The following is a 4353-nucleotide window of genomic DNA, read 5'->3' as shown; positions in this document are numbered from 1 at the left end:
GTCCCACGCCACGGCGGCTGCTGCTGATCCTTTCTGACGGCCGCCCCGAGGATTATGACGACGGGGGGGACGTCCGTTACCTGCACGAGGACACTCGGGTAGCGGTCAAGGAAGCGGTGAGTCAGGGGGTGCACCCTTTCTGCATCACGGTGGATCCCGCGGGCAGCGACTATCTGCCCAGGATCTTCGGCCAGGGACACTTTCTGGTACTGGACCACATCAACTCGCTGCCCTTGCGGCTTCCGGAAATTTATTTGCGGCTGCGGCGATGAGCGCGACGCAAGCGGCTGCCTGCCCGCCTTCGCGTAAAGCGGTCCTAATCGCCGCCGACCGGCAGGGTGTGGGCGCCTATGGGAAGAACCATCCCCTCGCCATCCCCCGGGTTTCCCTCACGGTGGCGCTGATCCGGGCCTATGGCGCCCTCGACGAGGGGGAGCTCCTTGCGCCCCGCAAGGCAGTCGATGCCGAGCTCACTTGGTTCCACACGCCCGAGTACGTGGCGGCCATGAAGCACAGCGAAGCCTTGGGACGGGTGGCGAGCGCCTATCGGGCGCGCCACCGCCTGGGCACCTTGGAGAACCCCTACTTTCACCGCTTCTTTTCCGTCGCCGCCGCCGCGACCGGCGGGAGCATCCAGGCCGCGCAGGCGGTGCTCGCCGGGCGGATCGCCTTCAACCCTGCGGGGGGCATGCACCACGCTCGGCCCGACCATGCCCGGGGTTTCTGCTACTTCAACGATCCAGTCCTGGCGATCCTGAGACTCAAGGAAGAAGGCTGGCGAGTGCTGTACCTGGACCTGGATGCCCATCACGGCGACGCAGTGGAGGAGGCCTTCATCGACGACCCCGACGTCCTCACCCTGTCCTTGCATATGGACACGGCCTATGCCTATCCCCACCGGGGCGGGCGCCTGGAAGATGCGGGTACCGCCCAGGGCCGTCATACCACGCTCAACGTGCCCTTGCCTCCCGGTACCCACGACGGGGAGTACCGGCTCCTTTTCGAGGCCGTATGGGGGCCCACCTTGGAGCGCTTCGCTCCCGACGCCATCGTGCTCCAGGCCGGCACGGATGTGCTGGCCGCCGATCCCCTGGGGAAGTTGGCCGTCTCCACCCAATGCTTCCTGGACATCTGTGGTCAGGTGCTCGCCACCGCCCCGCGACACCCGGACGGCACACCCCGGCTCCTCGTCACTGGCGGAGGCGGCTACCACCCAGTGCTCCTGGCCCGGGCCTGGACGGGGCTGTGGGGGTTGCTCTCCGGTCGGACACTGCCCGAGGAGCTCCCTCCCGAAGGGGCCGAGCGGCTGCGCGCTGCTGGGTGGGATCCGGACGAAGACGCCTCCCCCGACCCGCGCCTATTCCGGTTCCGGCTGGATGAGGCGACCGGCGGTCCCATCCGTCCGCACGTGGCCGAGCTTGCCCGGCGGATCGCGGCGCATCCCTTCTTGCGCTGATGACGATGGGAGGGGATACGCCCGTTGCCGGTTACGCCACCCGCCGGGGTACCGAAGAGTATGCGCGCACGTTTGGCGCGCGCTGCGGTGCTGGGCACTACAGCGAGTTTCTACACCTGCACTTCAAGCTCTCCTCCCTGGGCCTGGGGACCTTCCCGGGGGCGGCCCGGGACGAGGTGGACGAGAGCTACGCCGCCATCGTGGAGCGGGCGCTTCGGGAAGGCATCAACGTCATCGACACCGCAGCCCATTATCGCTACGGCCGTTCCCTGCGGGCGGTGGGCGAAGGCTTGCGGCGGGCGTTCGCGGCAGGCGTTACCCGGGAGCAGGTGTTTGTCGTCTCCAAAGGCGGGTTTCTCGCCTTCGAGGACGGGCCGCCGGAGGATTTCGAGGCCTGGTTTGACTCGACCATCGTGGGCCGCGGCCTGGGGGACCGGCGCGACCTGTGCGGCGTACACCTCCTCAGCCCAGAGTACCTCGCCTGGCAGCTCGAGCGCTCCTTAGCGCTGCTCGGGCTGGCCACCTTGGACGCCTTCCTGGTGGACCAGCCCGAGGTGCACCTCCCGGCGATCGGCAAGGCCGAGTTGAATCACAAGCTGGAGCGGCTCTTCGTCGTCCTGGAGCAGGCGGTGGCCGCGGGCAAGATCCGCTGCTACGGGATTTCCACCTTCAATGCCTTCCGGGTGGAGACCGACCATCCTCTGTTTCAGTCGCTGCCGTCCCTGCTGGGGCTGGCGGAGAAGGCCGCCCGTACGGCTGCGGGGGATTCCCAGGCGCGGCACCATTTCCGGGTGATCGAAGTGCCCTTCAACCAGATGATGACGGAGGCATTCACCCGGTTCTCCCACGCCACTGGCCAGGGCAACATCGCCTCTACCCTGCAGGCGGCCCACCAGTTGCGCGTATACGTTCTGGCAAGCCACACTCTGGGCAAGGGACAGCTCGCGCAGCGTTGCGCCGAGGGCGTACACGCCGCCCTGCCCCAATTCAGGAATCATGCCCAGCGGGCCATGCAGTTCAACCGCTCCACCCCCGGCATCGGCACCAGCCTGGTGGGCGTGAGCACGCTGGCGCACCTGGAGGACCTGCTGGCGGTGGCTCGCACACCTCCCATGCCCAAGGAGGCCTATCTGCGCCTGTACCGCCGGGCGCAGTGAGCCCCTTGCTGTGCAGCGCTACTCTTCCTCGTGGAAGGCTTCCTCCCGTCGCTTGCGCAGAGTGGGCGAAAGCACTACGAACATGGCGGCCACCGCCAGCCCCAACATCACGGCGCTCAGGGGCCGGGTGACGAAAATGGTGGGATCACCCCGGGACAGGAGCAGGGCTCGCCGCAGGTATTCTTCCATCATGGGGCCGAGGATGAAGCCGAGTAGCATCGGCGCGGGTTCGCAGTCGAGCTTGGCGAACACGTAGCCCAGCAAAGCAAACAGGGCCATGAGATATACATCGTACTGGCTGTTGTTGACGCTGAACACGCCGATGGCGCAAAAGACCAGGATTGCAGGATAGAGCAGGTGATACGGCACGCTGATCAAGCGCACCCACAAGCCGATCAGGGGAAGGTTGAGAATGACCAGCATGAGGTTGCCGATCCACATGGACACGATGATTCCCCAGAACAGCATCGGCTGCTCGTTTAGCACCGAGGGGCCCGGCTGAATGCCCTGGATGATCATCGCCCCGATCATGAGCGCCATCACCGGGTTGGACGGAATGCCCAGGGTCAGCATGGGGATGAAGGAAGTCTGGGCGCCAGCGTTGTTGGCCGACTCGGGTCCGGCGACCCCTTCGATGGCGCCTTTGCCGAACTGCTCCGGGTTTTTCGAGATCTTTTTCTCCAGGGAGTAGGCGGCGAAAGAGGCGAGCATCGCCCCGCCCCCAGGCAGGATGCCCAGGGCGGAGCCCAAGGCCGTCCCCCGCAACACCGGGGCGGCGATGCGCTTCAAGTCTTCCAGGGTCGGCATGAGGCCGGTCACGTGTTTGATGGTCAGCTCCCGGGTCGCCTCGTGCTCCAGGTTGCGGATGATCTCCCCCAGCCCGAACATGCCCATGGCCACCACCACGAAACTAATGCCATCGGCGAGCCAGGGCTGGTCGAAGGTGTAGCGTTGCATGCCTGAATTCACATCGGTGCCGATGAGCCCCAGCAGCAGCCCGAAAACGATCATGCCTACCGCATGGAGCAGGGAGCCGTGGGCCAGCACCACCGAGGCCACAAGCCCCAGCACCATGAGGGAGAAGTACTCCGCGGGCCCGAATTTCAATGCCAGCTCCGCCAGCGGTGGTCCGAACAGGGCGAGAACGAAGGTGGCCAGCGTCCCGGCGACGAAGGAGCCGATGGCGGCGGTGGCGAGGGCCTTGCCCGCTTTGCCCTGGCGCGCCATCTGGTAGCCGTCCAAGGCGGTGACCACGGAGCCCGATTCTCCCGGGAGGTTGACCAGGATGGCGGTGGTGGAACCACCGTACTGGGCGCCGTAGTAAATGCCCGCCAGCATGATCAGGGCCGACACCGGCGGCAGCGTAAAGGTGAGGGGCAGCAGCATGGCGATGGTGGCCACCGGCCCCAGTCCCGGCAGCACCCCGATCACGGTGCCGAGCAGCACGCCGATGAAGCAGTAGAGCAGGTTTTCCGGCGAAAGGGCGGCGGCAAAACCGATGCCCAGATTGGCGAGGAGCTCCATGGGGACGCTTCGTCAGCCGCCGAGCCAGGGACCCAAGAGCGGCAGGGGCAGGCCCAGGGCATACACGAACACCAGGGCGCAGAAAAGGGTCAAGCCCGCCGCCAGGGCGAGGGAGGGGAACCAGCGGAAGTAAACGCTGGCATAGGCGCTCACCAGCACCAGCACCGCGGTGGCGGGCACCAAGCCCGCGCCCCGCACCAGCGCGCCGAAGAGGAG

General features: G+C 66.6%; 4 protein-coding genes and 1 pseudogene. 3 read left to right on the top strand and 2 right to left on the bottom strand.

Annotated elements, in window-relative coordinates; all coding sequences use genetic code 11:
• The 3 genes and pseudogenes from V7Q81_RS14870 to V7Q81_RS14860 all read left to right on the top strand — a co-directional run.
• Positions 1-272: pseudogene (locus V7Q81_RS14870) on the top strand (VWA domain-containing protein); the annotation flags it as partial.
• Complete coding sequence (locus V7Q81_RS14865; protein WP_333844842.1) at positions 269-1456, top strand: acetoin utilization protein AcuC; 1188 nt, start codon at positions 269-271, stop codon at positions 1454-1456. The pseudogene V7Q81_RS14870 and the gene V7Q81_RS14865, both read left to right, overlap by 4 nt.
• A 5-nt stretch (positions 1457-1461) precedes the next feature.
• A complete protein-coding gene (locus V7Q81_RS14860; RefSeq protein ID WP_442954853.1) occupies positions 1462-2613 on the top strand; it encodes an aldo/keto reductase in 1152 nt (383 codons plus the stop codon).
• 18 nt (positions 2614-2631) lie between these two features.
• Here V7Q81_RS14860 and V7Q81_RS14855 read toward each other — a convergent pair whose 3' ends face one another.
• Complete coding sequence (locus tag V7Q81_RS14855; protein WP_333844838.1) at positions 2632-4137, bottom strand: tripartite tricarboxylate transporter permease; 1506 nt, start codon at positions 4135-4137, stop codon at positions 2632-2634.
• A gap of 12 nt (positions 4138-4149) precedes the next feature.
• Positions 4150-4353 (bottom strand): tripartite tricarboxylate transporter TctB family protein (locus V7Q81_RS14850; RefSeq protein WP_333844836.1); only part of this gene is annotated, 204 nt, incomplete at its 5' end.

The organism is Pelomicrobium sp. (assembly GCF_036803785.1).
Classification (GTDB): domain Bacteria; phylum Pseudomonadota; class Gammaproteobacteria; order Burkholderiales; family UBA6910; genus Pelomicrobium.
The sequence above is the reverse complement of the archived record's forward strand: the minus strand, read 5'-3'. Positions and strand labels throughout refer to the sequence as shown.

Excerpts from the sequence above, each read along its gene's own strand:
- V7Q81_RS14865 (WP_333844842.1), top strand. The coding sequence starts at position 269 with ATGAGCGCGACGCAAGCGGCTGCCTGCCCGCCTTCGCGTAAAGCGGTC.
- V7Q81_RS14855 (WP_333844838.1), bottom strand. The coding sequence starts at position 4,137 with ATGGAGCTCCTCGCCAATCTGGGCATCGGTTTTGCCGCCGCCCTTTCG.
- V7Q81_RS14860 (WP_442954853.1), top strand. The coding sequence starts at position 1,462 with ATGGGAGGGGATACGCCCGTTGCCGGTTACGCCACCCGCCGGGGTACC.